The 18,673-nt window shown below is 69.7% G+C and carries 17 protein-coding genes; 11 read left to right on the forward strand and 6 right to left on the reverse strand.

What is annotated here, in order from left to right:
- The first annotated feature begins 240 nt into the window (after positions 1-240).
- Genes SNE34_RS03100 through SNE34_RS03110 form a run of 3 tightly spaced genes read left to right on the forward strand, consistent with a single transcriptional unit; the run spans position 241 to position 4,567 of the window.
- A complete protein-coding gene (locus SNE34_RS03100) occupies positions 241-2,094 on the forward strand; it encodes an assimilatory sulfite reductase (NADPH) flavoprotein subunit (RefSeq protein WP_332614644.1) in 1,854 nt (617 codons plus the stop codon).
- Positions 2,094-3,803 (forward strand): assimilatory sulfite reductase (NADPH) hemoprotein subunit, encoded by a 1,710-nt coding sequence (gene cysI / locus SNE34_RS03105; protein WP_332614647.1) that lies wholly within the window; start codon positions 2,094-2,096, stop codon positions 3,801-3,803. Before SNE34_RS03100 ends, cysI begins: the two co-directional genes overlap by 1 nt.
- The gene (locus tag SNE34_RS03110) at positions 3,800-4,567 is read left to right on the forward strand and encodes a phosphoadenylyl-sulfate reductase (RefSeq protein ID WP_332614649.1); all 768 of its coding nucleotides are present in this window, start codon (positions 3,800-3,802) and stop codon (positions 4,565-4,567) included. The genes cysI and SNE34_RS03110 overlap by 4 nt, the downstream gene beginning before the upstream one ends.
- 166 nt (positions 4,568-4,733) lie before the next feature.
- On the opposite strand, the gene SNE34_RS03115 is transcribed toward SNE34_RS03110, so the two are convergent.
- Positions 4,734-5,720: a LysR family transcriptional regulator gene (locus SNE34_RS03115; RefSeq protein ID WP_332614650.1), complete on the reverse strand. Its 987-nt coding sequence runs from the start codon at positions 5,718-5,720 to the stop codon at positions 4,734-4,736.
- A gap of 264 nt (positions 5,721-5,984) precedes the next feature.
- Here SNE34_RS03115 and cysG point away from each other — a divergent pair, with 264 nt between their 5' ends.
- The 4 genes from cysG (at position 5,985) to murU (ending at position 10,286) form a co-directional block, all read left to right on the forward strand.
- Positions 5,985-7,439 carry a siroheme synthase CysG gene (gene cysG, locus SNE34_RS03120; protein WP_332614652.1) on the forward strand — a complete coding sequence of 485 codons (1,455 nt, stop codon included), beginning with the start codon at positions 5,985-5,987 and terminating at the stop codon, positions 7,437-7,439.
- 43 nt (positions 7,440-7,482) lie between these two features.
- Positions 7,483-8,460 (forward strand): cysteine synthase A, encoded by a 978-nt coding sequence (cysK, locus tag SNE34_RS03125; protein ID WP_332614654.1) that lies wholly within the window; start codon positions 7,483-7,485, stop codon positions 8,458-8,460.
- A 76-nt stretch (positions 8,461-8,536) separates the two neighbouring features.
- Positions 8,537-9,553 carry an aminoglycoside phosphotransferase family protein gene (locus SNE34_RS03130; protein WP_332614656.1) on the forward strand — a complete coding sequence of 339 codons (1,017 nt, stop codon included), beginning with the start codon at positions 8,537-8,539 and terminating at the stop codon, positions 9,551-9,553.
- A gap of 10 nt (positions 9,554-9,563) precedes the next feature.
- Positions 9,564-10,286: an N-acetylmuramate alpha-1-phosphate uridylyltransferase MurU gene (murU, locus tag SNE34_RS03135; RefSeq protein ID WP_332614658.1), complete on the forward strand. Its 723-nt coding sequence runs from the start codon at positions 9,564-9,566 to the stop codon at positions 10,284-10,286.
- 213 nt (positions 10,287-10,499) lie between these two features.
- Here murU and hda read toward each other — a convergent pair whose 3' ends face one another.
- Genes hda through SNE34_RS03150 form a run of 3 tightly spaced genes read right to left on the reverse strand, consistent with a single transcriptional unit; the run spans position 10,500 to position 13,554 of the window.
- A complete protein-coding gene (gene hda, locus SNE34_RS03140; protein ID WP_332614660.1) occupies positions 10,500-11,231 on the reverse strand; it encodes a DnaA regulatory inactivator Hda in 732 nt (243 codons plus the stop codon).
- Positions 11,228-12,379, reverse strand: coding sequence for an AI-2E family transporter (locus SNE34_RS03145; RefSeq protein ID WP_332614662.1), 1,152 nt, complete (start codon positions 12,377-12,379; stop codon positions 11,228-11,230). The genes hda and SNE34_RS03145 overlap by 4 nt, the downstream gene beginning before the upstream one ends.
- 14 nt (positions 12,380-12,393) lie before the next feature.
- Positions 12,394-13,554, reverse strand: a complete 1,161-nt coding sequence (locus SNE34_RS03150; protein WP_332615657.1) for a DUF2066 domain-containing protein — start codon at positions 13,552-13,554, stop codon at positions 12,394-12,396.
- Positions 13,555-13,762: 208 nt separating this feature from the next.
- Between SNE34_RS03150 and purM the strand changes: the two genes are divergently transcribed.
- Genes purM through SNE34_RS03170 form a run of 4 tightly spaced genes read left to right on the forward strand, consistent with a single transcriptional unit; the run spans position 13,763 to position 17,063 of the window.
- Complete coding sequence (gene purM, locus SNE34_RS03155; RefSeq protein ID WP_332614664.1) at positions 13,763-14,818, forward strand: phosphoribosylformylglycinamidine cyclo-ligase; 1,056 nt, start codon at positions 13,763-13,765, stop codon at positions 14,816-14,818.
- A complete protein-coding gene (purN, locus tag SNE34_RS03160) occupies positions 14,815-15,549 on the forward strand; it encodes a phosphoribosylglycinamide formyltransferase (RefSeq protein ID WP_332614666.1) in 735 nt (244 codons plus the stop codon). The genes purM and purN overlap by 4 nt, the downstream gene beginning before the upstream one ends.
- A gap of 5 nt (positions 15,550-15,554) precedes the next feature.
- The gene (locus tag SNE34_RS03165) at positions 15,555-16,334 is read left to right on the forward strand and encodes a DUF3108 domain-containing protein (RefSeq protein ID WP_332614667.1); all 780 of its coding nucleotides are present in this window, start codon (positions 15,555-15,557) and stop codon (positions 16,332-16,334) included.
- A complete protein-coding gene (locus SNE34_RS03170; RefSeq protein ID WP_332614669.1) occupies positions 16,335-17,063 on the forward strand; it encodes a DUF3108 domain-containing protein in 729 nt (242 codons plus the stop codon).
- 78 nt (positions 17,064-17,141) lie between these two features.
- Here SNE34_RS03170 and murA read toward each other — a convergent pair whose 3' ends face one another.
- Complete coding sequence (gene murA, locus SNE34_RS03175) at positions 17,142-18,398, reverse strand: UDP-N-acetylglucosamine 1-carboxyvinyltransferase (protein ID WP_332614671.1); 1,257 nt, start codon at positions 18,396-18,398, stop codon at positions 17,142-17,144.
- Between the two features lie 3 nt (positions 18,399-18,401).
- Entirely contained in the window at positions 18,402-18,638 is a 237-nt protein-coding gene (locus SNE34_RS03180; RefSeq protein ID WP_332614673.1) for a BolA family protein, read from the reverse strand.
- Positions 18,639-18,673 lie beyond the last annotated feature (35 nt).

Consider the following 18,673-nt stretch of genomic DNA (forward strand, 5'->3'; position numbering starts at 1 on the left):
CACCTCGCGAAGGATGTGGATGCTCTCGGCTTCGAGGCGGTCGAGATGGGAAAGATCGGCTGGCGAAAATATCGGCACGGGAACGGACATGGAAACGTCTGGGCAAGGTGGACCTGCAGTATCGAAACCCGTACGCGCCGCCGGAACTGGGGAAAGCGCATAAGCGGATAACCAGCGATCCTTTCCGGTGGCCTCGGCCGCTGCCTACGCTCACCGCATCGAGAATGCCGTGAGCCGTCCATGTCCGCCAACGCCGTTGCCGCCGCCGTTCCGTCGACCCCGCCGACTCCCTTGTCGCGCGACCAGGCCGACCTGCTGCACCGCCTGACCGAGCGCCTGGACGGCGCCGGGCTGTGGTGGCTGTCGGGCTACGCCGCCGGGCTCGCCCGCGGCCAGGTCGCATTGGTCGGCGCGGCGACCGACACCGCGGCCGCGCCGCCGGTTGCCACCACTCCGCCGGTCAGCGTGGTCTATGGCAGCCAGACCGGCAACGCCAAACGGCTGGCCGAGAAGCTGGCGCGGCAACTCGACGCCGGCGGCATCCCGGCGCGGCTGTGGCGCGCCGACACCTACCCGACCCGCGAGCTCAAGGACGAACGCCAGCTGTACCTGGTGATCAGCACCCAGGGCGACGGCGATCCCCCGGACGATGCGCGTGCGCTGGTCGAGTTCATCGCCGGCAAGCGCGCGCCGAAACTGCCGCAATTGCGTTTCGCCGTGCTCGGCCTCGGCGACTCCAGCTATCCGCAGTTCTGCTCGATCGGCCGTCAGCTCGACGCGCGTCTGGCCGAACTCGGCGCAACCCGGTTGTTCGAACGCGGCGACGCCGACCTCGACATCGACAGCGTGGCGACGCCGTGGCTCGACCGCGCCCTCGCCAGTGCCCGCGAATCGCAGCCGGTGCAGGCGCCGCGCGCGACCGTCACTGCGCTGCGGCCGCTGGCGCCCGCCTTCGACCGCGCCACGCCGTTTGCCGCCGAAGTGCTGGCCAACCAGCCACTGACCGCGCGCGGCAGCACGCGCCAGCACAGCGACCGCGATGTCCGCCACGTCGAGCTGTCGCTGGAAGGCTCCGGCCTGCACTACGAGCCCGGCGATGCACTCGGCGTGTGGCCGCGCAATCCGCCGGCGCTGGTCGAGGCGGTGCTCACCACCCTCGCCCTCGATGGCGATGCGCCGGTCAGCCACAACGGCGCCGAGCGGCCGCTGCGCCAATGGTTGCTCGACAAGCGCGAACTGACCCGCTTGACCCGGCCATTCGTCGGCGCGCATGCCGCGCTCGCCGGCAGCGCCCCGCTCGACCGCCTGTTGCAGCCCGATAACGCCACCGATCTCACCGCGCTGCTGGGCCGGCAGCAACTGATCGACCTGCTGCGCGCCTACCCCGGCCGATGGACCGCCGATGCACTGGTCGCCGCGCTGCGGCCGCTGACCCCACGCCTGTACTCGATCGCGTCGAGCCAGAAGGCGGTCGGCGAGGAAGCCCACCTGACCGTCGCCCACATCGAGTACGCCGTAGGCGGCGAAACCCGCTGGGGCGCGGCCTCGCATTTCCTCGCCTCGCGCGGCGACGACGACCGGGTGCCGGTGTTCATCGAGCACAACGAACGCTTCCGGCTGCCGGCCGATCCCGCGCGCGACGTGATCATGATCGGACCAGGCACCGGCGTCGCCCCGTTCCGCGGCTTCGTGCAGGAGCGCAGCGAGACGCGCTCCATGACAGCAGGCGCCAGCGGCCGCAACTGGCTGCTGTTCGGCAACCCGCATTTCCGCACCGACTTCCTCTACCAGGCCGAATGGCAACAGGCGCTCAAGGACGGCCAGTTGCACCGGCTCGACCTCGCATTCTCGCGCGACCAGGCCGAAAAGATCTACGTGCAGGACCGCCTGCGCGAACACGGCCGCGAGCTGTACGCCTGGCTCGACAACGGCGCGCACCTGTACGTCTGCGGCGACGCCACCCGCATGGCGAAGGACGTGCATGCGGCCCTGATCGACGTCATCGCCGAACACGGCGGCAAATCGCGCGAGGACGCCGAGACCCGCCTCAACGACATCCAGCAACAAGGGCGCTACGCCCGGGACGTGTACTGATGAGCAGCCACTCCGTCGAGGACATCAAACTCGCCAGCCGCCACCTGCGCGGCAGCCTGGTCGAATCGCTCGCCGACACCGCCACCGGCGGCCTGCGCGACGACGACAAGGTGCTGATGAAGTTCCATGGCAGCTACCAGCAGGACGACCGCGACCTGCGCGAAGAGCGCCGCCTGGCCAAGCTCGAGCCGGCGCACAGCTTCATGATCCGCACCCGCACCCCGGGCGGCGTGCTGACGCCGGCGCAGTGGCTCAAGCTCGACCGCATCGCCACCACTTACGCCGAACGCGGCTTCCGCATCACCACCCGCCAGACGTTCCAGTTCCACGGCATCATCAAGACCGACCTGAAGGCGACGATGCGGGTGATCCACGACGCGGTGCTCGACACCATCGCCGCCTGCGGCGACGTCAACCGCAACGTCGTGATCGCTACCAACCCGCAGCAATCGGCGCTGCATGCCGGGGTCTATGCGCAGGCGACCGCGGTGGCCGCGCACCTGCTGCCGCGCAGCCGCGCCTGGTACGAGATATGGCTCGACGAGGAACAGGTCGCCGGCAACGACAAGGAAGATGAGCCGATCTACGGCGAGGTTTACCTGCCGCGCAAGTTCAAGATCGGTTTCGCGATCCCGCCCTACAACGACATCGACGTGTTCGCGCAGGATCTCGGCTTCGTCGCGATCATCGGGCGCGACGCCGCCGGCAACGAGGCGCCGGTCGGCTACAACGTCGCCATCGGCGGTGGCATGGGCGCGACCCACGGCGATCCCGCGACCTATCCCCGGGTAGCCGACGTGCTCGGCTTCGTCACTCCCGAGCGGGTGGTCGCACTGGCCGAGGCGGTCATGACCACCCAGCGCGACCTCGGCAACCGCGAATCGCGCAAGCGCGCGCGCTTCAAGTACACGATCGACGACCACGGGCTCGACACCGTCAAAGCCGAGATAGAACGGCGCGCCGGTTTCGCGCTGGAACCCGCGCGGCAGTTCGAATTCGCCCACAACGGCGACCGCTTCGGATGGATCGACGGCGAGGGCGATCGCGCACACCTGACCTTGCGGATCCTGTCCGGGCGCATCGTCGACAACGACGAGGTCCGCCACCTGAGCGGCCTGCGTGCGATCGCGCAAGTGTTGCCGGAGGACGCCCGGTTCCGTCTGACGCCGAACCAGAACCTGGTCATCGCCAACGTCCCCGCGACATTGCGCGGCGACATCGATGCACTGGTCGCGCAATACGCGCTCGACGGCTACCGCACCGCGAGCCCGCTGCGCCGCAACGCGCTGGCCTGCGTCGCGCTGCCGACCTGCGGGTTGGCGATGGCCGAGGCCGAGCGCTACCTGCCGGACGTGATCGACAAGCTCGAAGCGCTGCTGAGCGCGCACGACTTGCTCGACGCGCCAATCAACCTGCGTCTCAGCGGTTGCCCCAACGGCTGCTCGCGGCCGTACCTCGCCGAGATCGCGCTGGTCGGCAAGGCGCCCGGCCGCTACAACCTGATGCTCGGCGCCGACCACCGCGGCCAGCGCCTCAACACGCTGTACCGCGAGAACGTTGCCGAAGCCGATATCCTCGCCGCGCTCGATCCGCTGCTGGCCGGCTATGCCGAAGCGCGCGAATCCGGAGAAGGCTTCGGCGACTACCTCGTGCGCGCCGGCGTGGTTGCGCCGCCGCGGCGGCAGATTGCGATCGAGGTGCAACCGTGACCGCGCCCGCTCCGGTCCGCACATCGGACGCCGCCGATACGCCCGCTGCCGCCGCCTCGCCGCGCGCCCTGCGCGAGCTCAACCAGTGGCTGGCCGGCCGCAGCGCCGAGCAGCGCATCGCCTGGGCACTCGACGCCACGCCCGGCCCGCATGCGCTGTCGTCGAGTTTCGGAGCGCAGGCGGCGGTTTCGCTGCACATGGCGACCCGGGTGGCGCCGCAGTTGCCGGTGATCCTGGTCGACACCGGCTACCTGTTTCCCGAAACCCATCGCTTCGCCGAGCAGTTGCGCGAGCGACTCGACCTGAACCTCAAGGTCTACCGTCCCGACCCGGCGCATGCCTGGAACGACGCGGCCGTCGCCGGGCTGGGCGACACCGGCATCGCCGGGATCGACCGCTACAACCAGGTGCACAAGGTCGAGCCGATGCAGCGCGCGTTGCGCGAACTCGGCGTCGGCACCTGGATCGCCGGCCTGCGTCGTGGCCAGTCGTCGAGCCGCGCCGCGATCGAGTTCGTCGAACGCCGCGACGGCCGGTGGAAGCTGCACCCGCTGGCCGACTGGAGCGACCGCGACGTCTGGCAATACCTGCAGCGCCACCGCCTGCCGTACCACCCGCTATGGCACGACGGCTACGTCTCGATCGGCGACACCCACAGCACCCGCCGCCTGCAGCCGGGCATGCGCGAGGAGGACACCCGTTTCTTCGGCCTCAAGCGCGAATGCGGCCTGCATTTCGACGAGCCCGCCACCCAGCTTGTGTAGGAGCGGCTTCAGCCGCGACCTGTACATCAATGCCAGGTTCGGGATGTCGCCACCTGCGTCGAGAGGTGGGGGAGCGGGATTCGTCGCGATCGTTAAAGATCACCTGCAAACGATTCCGGTTCGCGGCTGAAGCCGCTCCTACAGGGAGCAGCCGGGCGCCGCGCGATCACACGGTGATCGGCTGGCTCAGCTCCACCCAGCTCGGCGCGCGCGGCCAGTCGGCCGGTTGGTTGCCTTCGACCACGCGCCGCAGGTCTCGCGGGTCGAGCTGCGGGGCCACCGCATGCAGCAGTTCCAGCGCGTATTCGCGCAACACCCGGGCGCGCGGGATCACCGCCCAGGTCACGCATTCGGGCAGGCTCGGCGGCGCCGGCAAGGCACGCAGGTCCTCGTCGGCACCGACGCCCAACGCCATTTCCGCCAGGACGCCGACACCGAGACCCGCGCGCACGTAAGTCTTGATCAGGTCGGCATCGCGGGCCGTCATCGCCAGTTGCGGCTGCAAACCCGCGTCGGCGAACGCGCGCCGCAGCGACGAATCGGGGCGCACCGACGACTCGTAACTTACCAGCGGCAACGCCGCCAGTTCGGCCAGGCTCGGCGCCCGGTCCAATCCGGCCAGCGGATGCGCCAACGGCACCAATACCCGCCGCCGCCAGCGGAACAACGGCACCGCCAATCCGCCCTCGGGCTCACTGCCGGAAGTGCTGACGATCGCGAGGTCGGCTTGGCCATGGGCAATCTGCTCCATCACCTCGCCCTCGGCCGCGGCCTGCAGGTGCACGGTGACCCGTGGGAACGCGAGCTTGATCCGCGCGATCGCCGCCGGCAGCACGAATCTGGCCTGGGTATGGGTGGTCGCCAGCACCAGTTCGCCGGCGTGCTCGCCGCGCTGGTTGGCAGCAAGGCTGCGGATGTTGGCGGCCTCCTCCAGCACCCGCCGCGCATGCGCCAGCACGCGCTCGCCGGCCGGCGCGACCGCGTCCAGGCTGCGGCCCTTGCGTACGAACAATTGGAAACCGAGTTCGTCCTCCAGCAGCTTGAGCTGCTTGGACAGGCCCGGCTGGGTCGCGTGCATGCGCTCGGCAGCCTGGGTGATGTTGAGGCCGGAGTCGGCGATGGCGACGAGGTAGCGCAGTTGGGTCAGGGTCATGATCGGGGTGTCCAGGGTGGCGGCGAGGCGCAATTGACGGCATGGGCGCGACGGCAACACGGGGACATTCGCTTGATCGGACGCATCTTGGTCGGACTCATATTCATCTTTCTATTCGGATATAGCGATTTATAACTTATAACGCGCCGGAACGGGCGTCCAGCGCTCATGCCATTGCGCGATGTCGGCAGAGGCGGCGGTCATTTCCGCGGGCTGGCCGCGATGGGTAGCGTCGATGGCCAGTTCCGACTCCGACCTGCCGCCATGACCGCCGCTTCTCCGCCCCCGCCCGCGCCATCGCTGTTCCCGCTGTTTGCCGATCTGCGCGGCCGCCGCGTGCTGGTCGTCGGCGGTGGGGCGGTGGCCCGGCGCAAGGTCGCCGCGTTGCTCGACGCCGGTGCCCGCGTCACCGTCGGCGCGCCGCAACTGGAGCCGGGTCTGGCCGAATGGGCCGCGCAGGGCCGGATCGAGTGCCGCCTCGGCCGCTTCGATCCGAACTGGCTTGACCGGATGTGGCTGGCGATCGCCGCCACCGATCACGGCCCGAGCAACCGCGCGGTCGCCACCGCCGCCGAAGCGCGGCGGGTCTGGGTCAACGTGGTCGACGACGCCGAACTGTCGAGCTTCCAGGTGCCGGCGCGGGTCGAACGCGGGCCGCTGCAGATTGCGATTTCCAGCGGCGGCGGCGCGCCGATGCTTGCGCGGGCGCTGCGCGAACGGCTGGAAACCCAACTCGACGAATCACTGGGCGCGCTGGCCGAGCTGCTGACCCGGCATCGCGGCCGGATCCGCGCGCGTTTCGTCGATATCGGTGCACGCCGGCGCTTCTTCGACCGGGCCCTGTCCGGACGGCTGCCGGCGCTGCTGCGCCGCGGCGACCTCGATGACGCGGAACGCGAACTCGACCGCGCCTTGGCCGCTACGCCAACCGGCTCGACCGGCTCGGTCGCGCTGGTCGGCGCCGGCCCCGGCAACCCCGGCCTGCTGACGTTGCGCGGCCTGCGCCTGCTCAACGAAGCCGACGTGATCCTGCACGACCGCCTGGTCAGCGCCGAGGTACTGGCGCTGGCGCGCCGCGACGCCGAGTTGGTCGAGGTCGGCAAGCAGGCCGGCGACCACCACACCCCCCAGGCCGGCATCCACGCGCTGATGCTTGAACATGCCCGCGCCGGCCGGCGCGTGGTTCGCCTGAAAGGCGGCGACCCGTTCGTGTTCGGTCGCGGCGGCGAGGAGTTGCAGGTGCTGCGCGCGCACGGCATCGACTACGAAGTGGTGCCCGGCATCACCGCCGGGCTGGCCTGCGCCGCGTATTCCGGGATCCCGCTGACCCACCGCGACCACGCCCAGTCGGTGCGCCTGCTGACCGCGCACTGCAAGGACTCGCACGACAGCCTCGACTGGCCCGCGCTCGCGGCCGAGCGGCAGACGCTCGCGGTCTACATGGGCGTGGCCGCGCTGGCCGATTTCGGCGCACGGCTGATCGCCCACGGCCGCGACCCGGCCACGCCGTTCGCGCTGGTCGAGAACGGCTCGCGACCCGAACAGCGCGTGGTCACCGGGACCCTCGCCAAGCTCGGCGAAACCGCATACGCCCATGGCGTGCAGTCTCCCGCGCTGCTGATAGTCGGCGAAGTCGCGACCCTGGCCGGCGAGTTGCACTGGTTCGGCGCGCCGCCGCTGGCCGCTCCATCGGAGACGGCGTTGGCCCAGGCCGCCTGATCCCGCGCCGATCGTCGCAGACCCATTCACGAAGAGACCTCGCATGACCATCCACGAAAGCATCCTCGGCACGATCGGCTCCACCCCGGTCGTGCGCCTCAACCGCATCGCCCCCGACCACGTCGCGTTGTACGCCAAGGTCGAGTCGTTCAACCCCGGCGGTTCGGTCAAGGACCGGCTGGCGCTGGCGATCATCCTCGATGCCGAACGAAGCGGCGCGCTGAAACCGGGGCAGACCGTGGTCGAGGCCACGTCGGGCAACACCGGCGTCGCGCTGGCGATGGTCTGCGCCGCGCGCGGCTATCCGTTCGTCGCGGTGATGACCGAGACCTTCTCGATCGAGCGCCGCAAACTGATGCGCGCGTACGGCGCCAGGGTGATCCTGACCGCGGCGGCCGAGCGTGGCACCGGCATGGTGCGACGGGCGGCCGAACTGGCGGAAACACACGGCTGGTTCCTCGCGCGCCAGTTCGAGAACCCGGCCAACCCGGCCTGGCACCGCCAGACCACCGCGCCGGAAATCCTGCTCGACTTCGCCGGCCGCCGGCTCGATTGCTTCGTCAGCGGCTGGGGCACGGGCGGCACGCTGACCGGCGCCGGCCAAGTGCTGAAGGCCGCGCGGCCACAATTGCAGGTCATCGCCGCGGAGCCGGCGGTCGCCGGGTTGTTGGGCGGCAAGGAATGGCAGCCGCACCGGATCCAGGGCTGGACCCCGGATTTCGTGCCGGGAGTGCTCGACCGCGCGATCGCCGACCGCATCGTGCCGGTCGACGACACCGTCGCGCGCGACACCGCCCGTCGCCTCGCCGCCGAGGAAGGCGTGTTCGTCGGCCTGTCCGCCGGCGCCACCGTTGCCGCCGCACTGCAGGTCGCCGACCTGGCACCGCTTGGTTCGGTGTTGCTGGCGATGCTGCCCGACACCGGCGAGCGCTACCTGTCAACGTTCCTGTTCGAGGGCGTGGCCGAGGGATCCGACGACGAATGGCTGGCCTCGCTGGGGGAGACGCACGCGGTCGCCTGAGCGCAGCGCGGCATTCCCCGGCATGCAACGGGCCGTTACCCTGTGCGCTCTGCGGCCGATGCCGCCCGGAGCCCGCATGACCCAGCCTGTTGACTGCCCCGACCGCGCCGCCGCGCGCCTGGCCTGGGCCCGCGCCGCCACCGGCGTCGCGGAGCTTGAACTGACCCGCGCCTCGACCGACGCCGGCTTCCGCAGCTACTGGCGCGCGGCTTCCGACGATGCGGCGAGTCCGAGCCGGATCGTGATGGATTCGCCGCCGGACAAGGAGGACGTGCGCCCGTGGCTGCACATCCGCGAATTGCTCGAAGGTGGCGGCGTGCGGGTGCCGAAGGTACTGGCCCGCGACGTCGATGCCGGCTTCCTGCTGCTGGAGGACCTCGGCATCGATACCTACCTGCAGGTGATCGACGACGACAACGCCGATGCCCTGTTCGATGCCGCGATCGGCCAGTTGCTCAAGCTGCAGGCGCTGCCCTGCCCGGCCGACCTGCCCGCCTACGACGAGGCGCTGCTGGCGCGTGAGTTGCGCCTGTTCGACGAGTGGTACCTCGGCCGCCACCTCGGCGTCGAACTCGATTGCGGCGAGCTGGAGGCGCTGGAACTGGCCTATCGTCGCCTGATCGATGCCGCACTGGCGCAGCCGCAGGTGTTCGTGCATCGCGACTTCATGCCGCGCAACCTGATGCCGGTGGCGAGCGACCCCGCCGACGGCCCGGCGGTGCTCGACTTCCAGGACGCGGTGTGCGGGCCGATCGCCTACGACCCGCTGAGCCTGTTCAAGGACGCGTTTCTGAGCTGGCCGCAGGCGCGGGTCGACACTTGGCTCGACCGCTACCACGCCCGTGCACTGGCGGCCGGGCTGCCGGTGCCGGCGCTCGCCCGCTTCCGCCGCGATGCCGACCTGATCGGCGTCCAGCGCCACCTCAAGGTCATGGGCATCTTCGCGCGCCTGCACCATCGCGACGGCAAGCCGAAGTACCTCGCCGACGTTCCGCGCTTCGTCGCCTACCTCGACGCGGTGCTGCCGAAGTACCCGGAGCTGGCCCCGCTGGCGGCGATCATCGACCGCCACGTGCGACCGACGCTGGCATGAAGACGGCGGCGTGAAGGCGCTCATCTTCGCCGCCGGCCTCGGCGAACGCATGCGGCCGTTGACCGATCGCACGCCGAAGCCGCTGCTGGAAGTCGGCGGCAAGCCGTTGATCGCTTGGCACCTGGAGAAACTGGCCGCGATGGGCGTGCGCGAGGTGGTGATCAACACCAGTTGGCTGGCCGGGCAGTTTCCGCAGGCGCTGGGCGACGGTGCGCACTGGGGCCTGCGTTTGCATTATTCGTACGAGGGCCCGAGCCCGCTGGAAACCGGCGGCGGCATGCACCACGCGCTGACCCTGCTGCGTGACGAGTCCGTCCCGGATGCGCCGTTCATCGCGGTCAACGGCGACATCTGGACCGACCATGACTTCACCGCGCTGCCCGATGAGCCGGACGGCGATGCGCACCTGGTGCTGGTCGACAATCCTTCGCAGCACCCCGACGGCGATTTCGCGCTGGGCGCCGATGGCCGGCTGGCGGTGGACGGCGAACCGCGCCTTACTTTCGCCGGTATCGGCCTGTACCGACCCTCGTTGCTGGACGATTGGAAGCAGGTCGTTGGCGCGGCCGGGGGCAGCGATCAGCAGCCGCCACGTTTCAAGCTGGCGCCGCTGCTGCGCGCGGCGATGTCGCGGGGCCGGGTCAGCGGCGAACACCACCGTGGCCGCTGGACCGATGTCGGCACGCCGCACAGGCTGGCAGAGCTGGACGAGCGCCTGCGCGCGGGTCGATAGCCGTGGTGATCCGTGGCGGCGATGCTGCAATCGGGCGGACCGCGGCTCTTGAAGCGGTTGTGTAGGAGCGACGTACGTCGCGACCCGCCGAACGCCAGAGACGAGGTACAGGGCGCGACTTACGTCGCTCCCGCGGGGAACCGCTTTTTGCTCGCCAGCGGAATCGAAGAGCTCGCGGCTTAAGCCGCTCCTACACTCGAATCGATGGCCCGGTCAGCTGCCCAGCACCTGCCGCAAAAACGGCACGGTAATGCGTCGCTGCGCCGCCAGTGAGGCCCGGTCAAGCCGGTCAAGCAATGCGGTCAGGCCCGCCATGTCGCGCTCGACCCGCTTCAGCAGCCAGTCCAGTGCGGTTTCCTCCAACACCCAGCCGCGGCGCCGGGCACGCTGGCGCAGCACTTCGCGGCGACCCGCTTCGTCGAGCGGCGTCAGGGTGATCCGGCTGCATTGCGCCAGGCGCGAACGCAGGTCGGGAAGGTCGATGCCGAGCGCGTCGGGCGCGACCCGGGCGGCGTAGATGATCCGGCTGCCGGCAGCGCGCGCGCGGTTGTGTGCGTCGAACAGCGCGACCTCGTCACCACGGTCGCCGGTGATCGCTTCAAGCCCGTCCAACGCCAGCAGGTCGTTACCTTCCAGCGCCTGCAGCGCGTCGCCAAGGCGACCTACGGCGGCGGCCAGCGGCAGGTAGGCGGCACGGCGGCCGGCGGCCTCGGCGGCCGCGCAGCTGGCCAGCAGCAGGTGGGTCTTGCCGACGCCGCCGGGGCCGGCCAGGTACAGCCAGTCGTCGCTGCCGCCGTCGGCCAGCGCCTGCAACTGCTCGATGGTGCCGGCAGTGGCGCCGACGAACGTATCCAGCCGCTGGTCCGGCGGGTAGCGCAGGGTCAACGGCAATTGCGGGCCGGGCGTCGGGGACGTCGACCGGGTGCCGGGTGCCGCCGGTTTCACTCGCCTTCCGGCTCGCGCGGGTAGCTGCCGGTCCCGGCGCCGCCCATCACGATCGCGGGCTGCTCGCCGGCATACAGCCTGCTGTGGGTATAGCGCTCCTGGGCGTAGCGCAGCAGCACGTTGATGACGGCTGCCACCGGCAGCGCCAGCAACATGCCGAGGAAGCCGAACAACTGCCCACCGGCCAGCACTGCGAAGATCACCGCGACCGGATGCAGGCCGATGCGGTCGCCCACCAGCTTCGGGGTCAGCCAATAGCTCTCGATCACCTGGCCGATGCCGAACACCACCAGCACCGCGACCACGTGCTGCCAGTCGCCGAACTGCACCAGCGCGGCAATGCAGCCCAGGATGATGCCGCTGGCCGGTCCGAGGTACGGCACGAAGGTCAACAGGCCGGCGATGATGCCGATCAGGATGCCCAGGTCGAGGCCGACGCCCCACAGGCCGACGCCGTACATCACCCCCAGCACCAGCATCACCAGGAACTGCCCGCGCAGGAAGCCGCCGAGCACGTCGCTGGATTCGCGCGCCAGCCGGGTGGTTGTGGCGAGGTGGTCGCGCGGCACCAGCGAGGCGACCCGCTCGACCAGCAGGTCCCAGTCGCGCAGGAAGAAGAACGTGATGATCGGCAGCAACGCGATGTTGGCAACCAGGGTCAGCAACGCGAAACCCGAGCGCGACATGTAGCCCAGCAGCGTGGTGGCAACGCCGCCGGCGCGCTCCCAGTTGCTGCGGACCAATTCGACCAAGCTGTTGAAATCCAGCCAGCGGGTGATCTCCAGCCCGGTGCGGTCCTCCACCCAGGGCAGCGCGGTCTGCACGAACCAGGCCTGGTACTTCGGCAGCGAGCGCACCAGGGTCTGGATCTGGCCTTCGATCGTCGGCACCAGCAATACCAGCCCCAGCAACACCAGCAGCGCCATCGCGGTGAACACCAGGGTGACCGCGACGTTGCGGGTGCGGCCGGCGCGCTCGAGCCGGTCGACCAGCGGATCGCCAAGCCATGCCAGCATCGCCGCCAGCACGAACGGGGTCAGGATCGGCGACAACAGCCACAACAGCCACAGCAGGCCGAGGGCGAGCGCGGCCCATTGCAGCCGTCGCAGGAAACGGGCGATGTCGTCCAGCGGATGTTCGTTGTTCATTGGATTGCGGCCCGTCAGCGCAGTCGGTAGACGGCGCCGCGGTCGCCCGCGGCAGGACGGGACGGGGTTTCACCCGGGATCGCGCCGGTGACGGGATCGGTGGTGGTCGCGCCGGCCGGCAACCCGATCGGGTCGACCGCACCGGGCGTCGATACCGCGACCAGCACGTCGCCCCCGGACACCAGGCGGTCGAAACCCGACAGCCCCGAGACCAGGTCGAGGTCGAACGCGACGGTTTCCGGCGTCGCGCTCAGCGGGGTGATGCCGCGGACCACCGCCAATTGCTGCAGGTAGCCCGACAGGCGCACGTAGTCGTCGGTGCTGTCGAGGCCGGTGAAAGCGACCCGATAGGTGCCGGCCGGATCGGTTTCCGGGGCCTTGGCGTAACGCTTCATCAGCGCGTCGGCGGCGCCGTCGGCACCGGTGGCCATGACCTGGCGCGCATTGGCACCGCTCTCGCTCCAGCGCGACAGCACCTTGCCGTTGTCGACGAAGATCCAGTCGGCGCGCCAGCCGCCGTCGTCGCGAAAGAGCTTGCCGATCAACTGCATCGGCGGACTGTAACGGCGGGACGCGCGCGCGACCGCGGCGGTGTCGCCACGCCAGATCGCGCCGACCACCGCCTGCTCGGCGGCGCTTCCGTTGGGCAGGCCGAGCCGATAGCCACGCGTCTTCGCCCGCTCCAGGGTCGATTGCGCTGCCGCGGCCTTCGGCAGGCCGACCAGGCGCGGGCCGCTGCCATCGTCGATCGCCAGCCACAGCACCGGCTTCGGACGCGGTTGCGGCCAGATCGGCAGACCCATCGCCGCGGCCAGCGAATCGACCTTGTCCTGGTCGAAACGCACCACCAGGATGGTGTCGAAACTCGGCGCGCCGCTGGCCGACACACCTTCGTCCTGGCGGTAGTCGAACCCGTCCACGTAGCGTTCGGCCCGGCGCAGTTCCTGGCCGATGCCCGGGATCGACGCCGCGTTGCGGTTGCCCGACAGCTTGCCCAGCACCTGTGACAGCGCGCGGGCGAAGGCGGCATTTCGCTCGCCGGCGCCCTGGCTGTTGACCTCGACCTCGGCCGCGTACACGCCGCGGGCCGCGGCGCGGTCGCCTTCGGTGCGCTGCGCGGTGGCGGCGAAACTGGCCAGCAGCAACACCGCCATGCAGATCGCGATGCGGGCCATGCGCAGCCACTGCGGTCCGGTGCCGCGTCCCGCGACCGGTGCCTGTGTCGCGTCGATTGCCACAGCGTTTGCGCGCGCCATCGTTGTCCCTGGGAGCCAAAGGTATGGACGAAATGGTGCCCCACGCGCGCGGGTACGTCCATTGAAGCCGCCGTGGCTGGCGCCGCGACTGTTAAAATCGCGGTTTCCCCGCGCCAGCGAGCCCGCCGTGACCGCCTCGACTTCCGACTCCCCCACCCCCCTGACCTATCGCGATGCCGGCGTCGACATCGACGCGGGCAACGAGCTGGTCGAGCGGATCAAGCCGCTGGTCAAGCGCAGCTTCCGGCCCGAGGTGATGGGCGGGCTCGGCGGCTTCGGCGCGCTGTTCGACCTGTCGGGCAAATACAGGGAGCCGGTGCTGGTTTCCGGCACCGACGGCGTCGGCACCAAGTTGAAGCTGGCCCAGCAACTCGGCCGCCACGACACCATCGGCATCGACCTGGTCGGCATGTGCGTCAACGACGTGCTGGTGCAAGGCGCGGAACCGCTGTTCTTCCTCGACTATTTCGCCACCGGCAAGCTCGACATCGACACCACCGTCGCCGTGGTCGGCGGCATCGCCAAGGGTTGCGAACTGTCCGGCTGCGCGCTGATCGGCGGCGAGACAGCCGAGATGCCCGACATGTACGGCCCCGGCGAATACGACCTGGCCGGCTTCACCGTCGGCGCGGTCGAGAAGTCCGAGTTGCGCGATGGCGCGCGGGTCGAGGCCGGCGACGTCCTGATCGGCATCGCCTCGTCGGGTCCGCATTCCAACGGCTACTCGCTGATCCGGCGGATCTTCGACCGCGCCGGCCGCCCGGCCGATGTCGAGGTCGGTGGGGTCAAGCTGATCGACGCGCTGATGGCGCCGACCGCGCTGTACGTCAAGCCGGTGCTGGAGTTGCTGCGCGGCGCGCATGGCGAGGCGATCCATGCGATGGCGCATATCACCGGCGGCGGCCTGAGCGAGAACATCATCCGGGTGGTTCCGGACGGCCTGGGCCTGCGGATCGAAGCGTCGGCGATCGTGCTGCCGCCGGTGTTCGACTGGCTGCAGCGCGAGGGCGCGGTGGCCGACGCCGAGATGTGGCGCACCTTCAACTGCGGCATCGGCTTCGTGCTGGTGGTGCCGCCGGGTGAGGTCGCCGCGGTCGAGGCCGAACTCGAGCGGCTGGCGCTGGCCCACCGCCGCATCGGCGGGGTCGTCGCCGCCGACGGCGAGCGCGTGCGGATCGGTTGAGGGTGGCGCCCGCGCCTTTGCGGCTGGCGGTGCTCGCGTCCGGCCGCGGCAGCAACCTGCAGGCGATCGCCGACGCGATCGCCGCCGGCGATCTCGCCGCGGAACTGGTGGGCGTGTTTTCCGACAAGCCCGGTGCGTTCGCGCTCGAACGCGCGCGCCGGCTCGGCGTGCACGCGCTCGCGGTGCGCCCGCGCGACTTCGCCTCGCGTCCGGCCCACGATGAACATCTGTTCAGCCAGATCGATGCCGTGTGCCCCGATGTCATCGTCTGCGCCGGCTACATGCGTCTGCTGAGCGAACCGGTGGTCACTGCGCGGCAGGGCCGGATCATCAACATCCACCCTTCGCTGCTGCCTGCGTTCAAGGGTCTGCACACGCACCAGCAGGCGCTCGACGCCGGCGCCGGCGTGCACGGCGCCAGCGTCCACTACGTGACCCCGGAACTCGACGGCGGTCCGGTGGTCACACAGGTTCGCGTCCCGGTGGAGCCCGGCGACGATGCCGAGCGGCTGGCGCAGCGGGTGCTGGCCCAAGAACACCCGTTGCTGTTGGCGACGCTGCGATTGCTGGCCACCGGTCGCGTCCAACTGGCAGGATCGGCCCACGGCTCGCGGGTCGAACTCGATGGCCAGCCGCTGTCGGCTCCGCTTCAGCTTGGTCCTGACAATGTCCTCGCCGAATTCTCGGCATCGCCGGCACCCGCCATCCATCCGCCCCCCACCAACCGATGAGATCCATGCGCCGAGCCCTGGTTTCCGCTTCCCTCGCCCTGCTGCTGCCACTGGTCGCGATGGCGCAATCGACGCTTCAACCGGCCACGGCGCCTGTGGTCGCGGATGCGACCGAAGCCACCGATCCCGCGCCAGCGTTGCAACCCTTCGTCGCCAACTACGTGGTCTACAAGGCCGGCAAGCCGCTCGGCGAGGCGACCATGCAGTTGGTCAAGCAGCAACCGCCGCGCTGGCGGGTCGACCTGGTGATGCGCGGCACCCGAGGACTGTTCGGCCTGGCCGGGATCAACGCCGAGCAGAGCACCGTGTTCGATCTCATCGGTGAAACTTACCGCCCGCTGACCCAGGCGACGCTCAACAAGTCGATATTCACCCGCAAGCAAACCATCGGCCTCTACGATTGGCGCTCGAATGCGGCGCGCTGGCAGGGCGAAACCAAGGAGCATCGCCGTGGTCCGATCGCGCTGCAGCCGGGCGACATGACCGGCTTGCTGATCAACCTCGCGGTGATCCGCGACGCCGAACCTGGCAAGACCCTGCAATACCGGTTCGTCGACGACGGTCGCACCCGCGCCCATACCTACGTGGTCGCCGAGCAGCTCGAAACCATTACCGTCGGCGACCTGTCCTACAAGGCCATGAGGGCCACCCGGGCCAAGGACGACAACGAGGAGACGGTGATCTGGGTGGCCCGCAACGTCCCCACCCCGATCCGCATCCTGCAACGCGAAAACGGCGAAGACACCTATGACTTGCGCCTGGTCGAATACAGAGGAGTTGATTGAATGCCGATGACGACGACGCATGCACGCACTTTGGACAAGCCCCGTTCGCGGCTGCACGCCCTGTTCGCGGTGACCGCCGCGGCGACGGTGCTGGCCGTGGCCAGCGCCCCGGCGCTGGCGGTCGAACCGTTCACCGCGGATTACCAGGCCAGCTACATGGGAATGCAGGCCAACGGCCAGATGACCCTGGCCCCGGCCGGCGACGATCGCTGGCGCTACAGCCTCAACATCAGCAACGCGCTGGCGTCGCTGAGCCAGAGCACCGTGTTCGAGGAACACAACGGCCACTGGCGCCCGATCAGCAGCAAGGACTCGTCCAACGTGCTGGTCAAGAAGTCCGACAAGCGCGCCGAGTACGACTGGTCGAAGGGCGTGGCCAGCTGGAGCGGCGACGTCAAGGCCGATCGCGCCGGTCCGGTCAAGCTCAAGCCCGGCGACATGGACGCGCTGCTGATCAACCTGGCGCTGGTGCGCGACCTGGAGGCCGGCAAGCCGTTGCATTACCGCATGGTCGACAACGGCCGGGTCAAGCAGATGAACTACAAGGTCGCCGGCAAGGAGCAGATCAGCGTCGGCGGCGAGCATAAGCAGGCGACCAAGCTGGTCAACACCGACGGCGACAAGCAGACGATCGCCTGGGTGGTCGACGGCATGCCGGTGCCGGCGCGGATCCTGCAGCGCAAGGATGGCGAGGACGCGATCGACCTGCAGGTGAAGGCAGTGCATTGATCGCACGCACACCGGAAACGAAAAAGCCCCGCAGCCGCGGGGCTTTTTTTTTGCAGGAGCGTTGACGCGCGAGACCGATCAGCCGATCCGGCGGATCTTCGCACCCAACCCGGACAACTTCTCCTCGATGTTCTCGTAGCCGCGGTCGAGGTGGTAGATGCGGTCGATGATGGTCTCGCCCTGCGCCACCAGCCCGGCCAGGATCAGCGATGCCGACGCCCGCAGGTCGGTCGCCATCACCGGCGCGCCGCTGAGTTGCCCAACCCCGCGCACCACCGCGGTGTGGCCGTCGACGCGAATGTCGGCGCCCAGGCGCAGCAGTTCGTTGACGTGCATGAAACGGTTTTCGAAGATCGTCTCGTTGATCACGCCGACGCCATCGGCGATGCAGTTCATCGCCATGAACTGCGCCTGCATGTCGGTCGGGAACGCCGGGTGCGGGGCGGTGGTGATGTTGACCGCTTTCGGTCGCCGACCCTGCATGTCGAGGCTGATGCGGTCGCCGTCGCAGTCGATGCTGGCGCCGGCCTCCACCAGCTTGTCGAGCACCGCGCCCATCGTGTCGGGTCTGGCCCGGCGTGCGGTGATGCGGCCGCCGGTCATCGCCGCGGCGACCAGGAAGGTACCGGTCTCGATCCGGTCCGGCACCACCGAATGGGCGCCGCCGTGCAGGCGCTCCACGCCCTCGATCACGATCCGGCCGGTGCCGGCGCCTTCGATCTTCGCGCCGAGCGCCTTCAGGCACTCGGCGAGGTCGACGATCTCCGGCTCCAGTGCCGCGTTCTCCAGCACCGTGGTGCCTTCGGCCAGGGTCGCGGCCATCAGCACGTTCTCGGTCGCGCCGACGCTGACCATCTCGAACACGTGGCGCGCGCCGCGCAGCCGCTCGGTGCGGGCCTTGATGAAACCGTTCTCGACCGTGACCTGCGCACCCAGCGACTGCAGCCCCTTGATGTGCAGATCGACCGGGCGCGAACCGATCGCGCAGCCGCCGGGCAGTGACACCTCGGCGTGGCCGTAGCGCGCCAGCAGCGGCCCGAGCACCAGTACCGAGGCGCGCATGGTGCGCACCAGTTCGTAAGGCGCGACCTGGCTGTGCACCGTGGTCGGGTCGACGGTGATGCCGTAGCGCTCGTCGATGCTGATGCCGGCGCCGATCTCGGCCAGCAGCTTGGCGGTGGTGACCACGTCGTGCAGGTGCGGCACGTTGCTGATCTCGACCGGCGCATCGGCCAGCAGGGTCGCGCACAGGATCGGCAGCACCGCGTTCTTGGCGCCGGAGATCTGCACTTCGCCATTGAGCGGCACGCCGCCCTGGACCACGATCTTCTGCATCGCTCAGTTCCTGCCGGCTTCGGCGGGGGTCAGGGTCTTCAGCGCCAGCGCATGGATCTCGCCGCCCATGCGCTCGCCCAGAGTCGCGTAGACCATGCGGTGGCGGGCCAGCGGCAACTTGCCGTCGAACGCGTCGCTGACCACGGTCGCCTCGAAGTGCACGCCGTCGTCGCCGCGCACGTCTGCCATGGCGCCCGGCAGGCCTTGTTCGATCAGGGATTTGATGGTGTCTGGGTTCACTTCGGGGTTCCGCAAAAAGGGTCGATGAACCACGC

It is taken from the genome of Novilysobacter erysipheiresistens (assembly GCF_036663935.1).
Classification (GTDB): domain Bacteria; phylum Pseudomonadota; class Gammaproteobacteria; order Xanthomonadales; family Xanthomonadaceae; genus Novilysobacter; species Novilysobacter erysipheiresistens.

Coding starts and splice junctions, on each gene's coding strand:
- SNE34_RS03100 (WP_332614644.1), top strand. CDS start 241: ATGTCCGCCAACGCCGTTGCCGCCGCCGTTCCGTCGACCCCGCCGACT.
- cysI (WP_332614647.1), top strand. CDS start 2,094: ATGAGCAGCCACTCCGTCGAGGACATCAAACTCGCCAGCCGCCACCTG.
- SNE34_RS03115 (WP_332614650.1), bottom strand. CDS start 5,720: ATGACCCTGACCCAACTGCGCTACCTCGTCGCCATCGCCGACTCCGGC.
- cysG (WP_332614652.1), top strand. CDS start 5,985: ATGACCGCCGCTTCTCCGCCCCCGCCCGCGCCATCGCTGTTCCCGCTG.
- cysK (WP_332614654.1), top strand. CDS start 7,483: ATGACCATCCACGAAAGCATCCTCGGCACGATCGGCTCCACCCCGGTC.
- SNE34_RS03130 (WP_332614656.1), top strand. CDS start 8,537: ATGACCCAGCCTGTTGACTGCCCCGACCGCGCCGCCGCGCGCCTGGCC.
- SNE34_RS03145 (WP_332614662.1), bottom strand. CDS start 12,379: ATGAACAACGAACATCCGCTGGACGACATCGCCCGTTTCCTGCGACGG.
- SNE34_RS03150 (WP_332615657.1), bottom strand. CDS start 13,554: ATGGCCCGCATCGCGATCTGCATGGCGGTGTTGCTGCTGGCCAGTTTC.
- SNE34_RS03165 (WP_332614667.1), top strand. CDS start 15,555: ATGCGCCGAGCCCTGGTTTCCGCTTCCCTCGCCCTGCTGCTGCCACTG.
- SNE34_RS03170 (WP_332614669.1), top strand. CDS start 16,335: ATGCCGATGACGACGACGCATGCACGCACTTTGGACAAGCCCCGTTCG.
- murA (WP_332614671.1), bottom strand. CDS start 18,398: ATGCAGAAGATCGTGGTCCAGGGCGGCGTGCCGCTCAATGGCGAAGTG.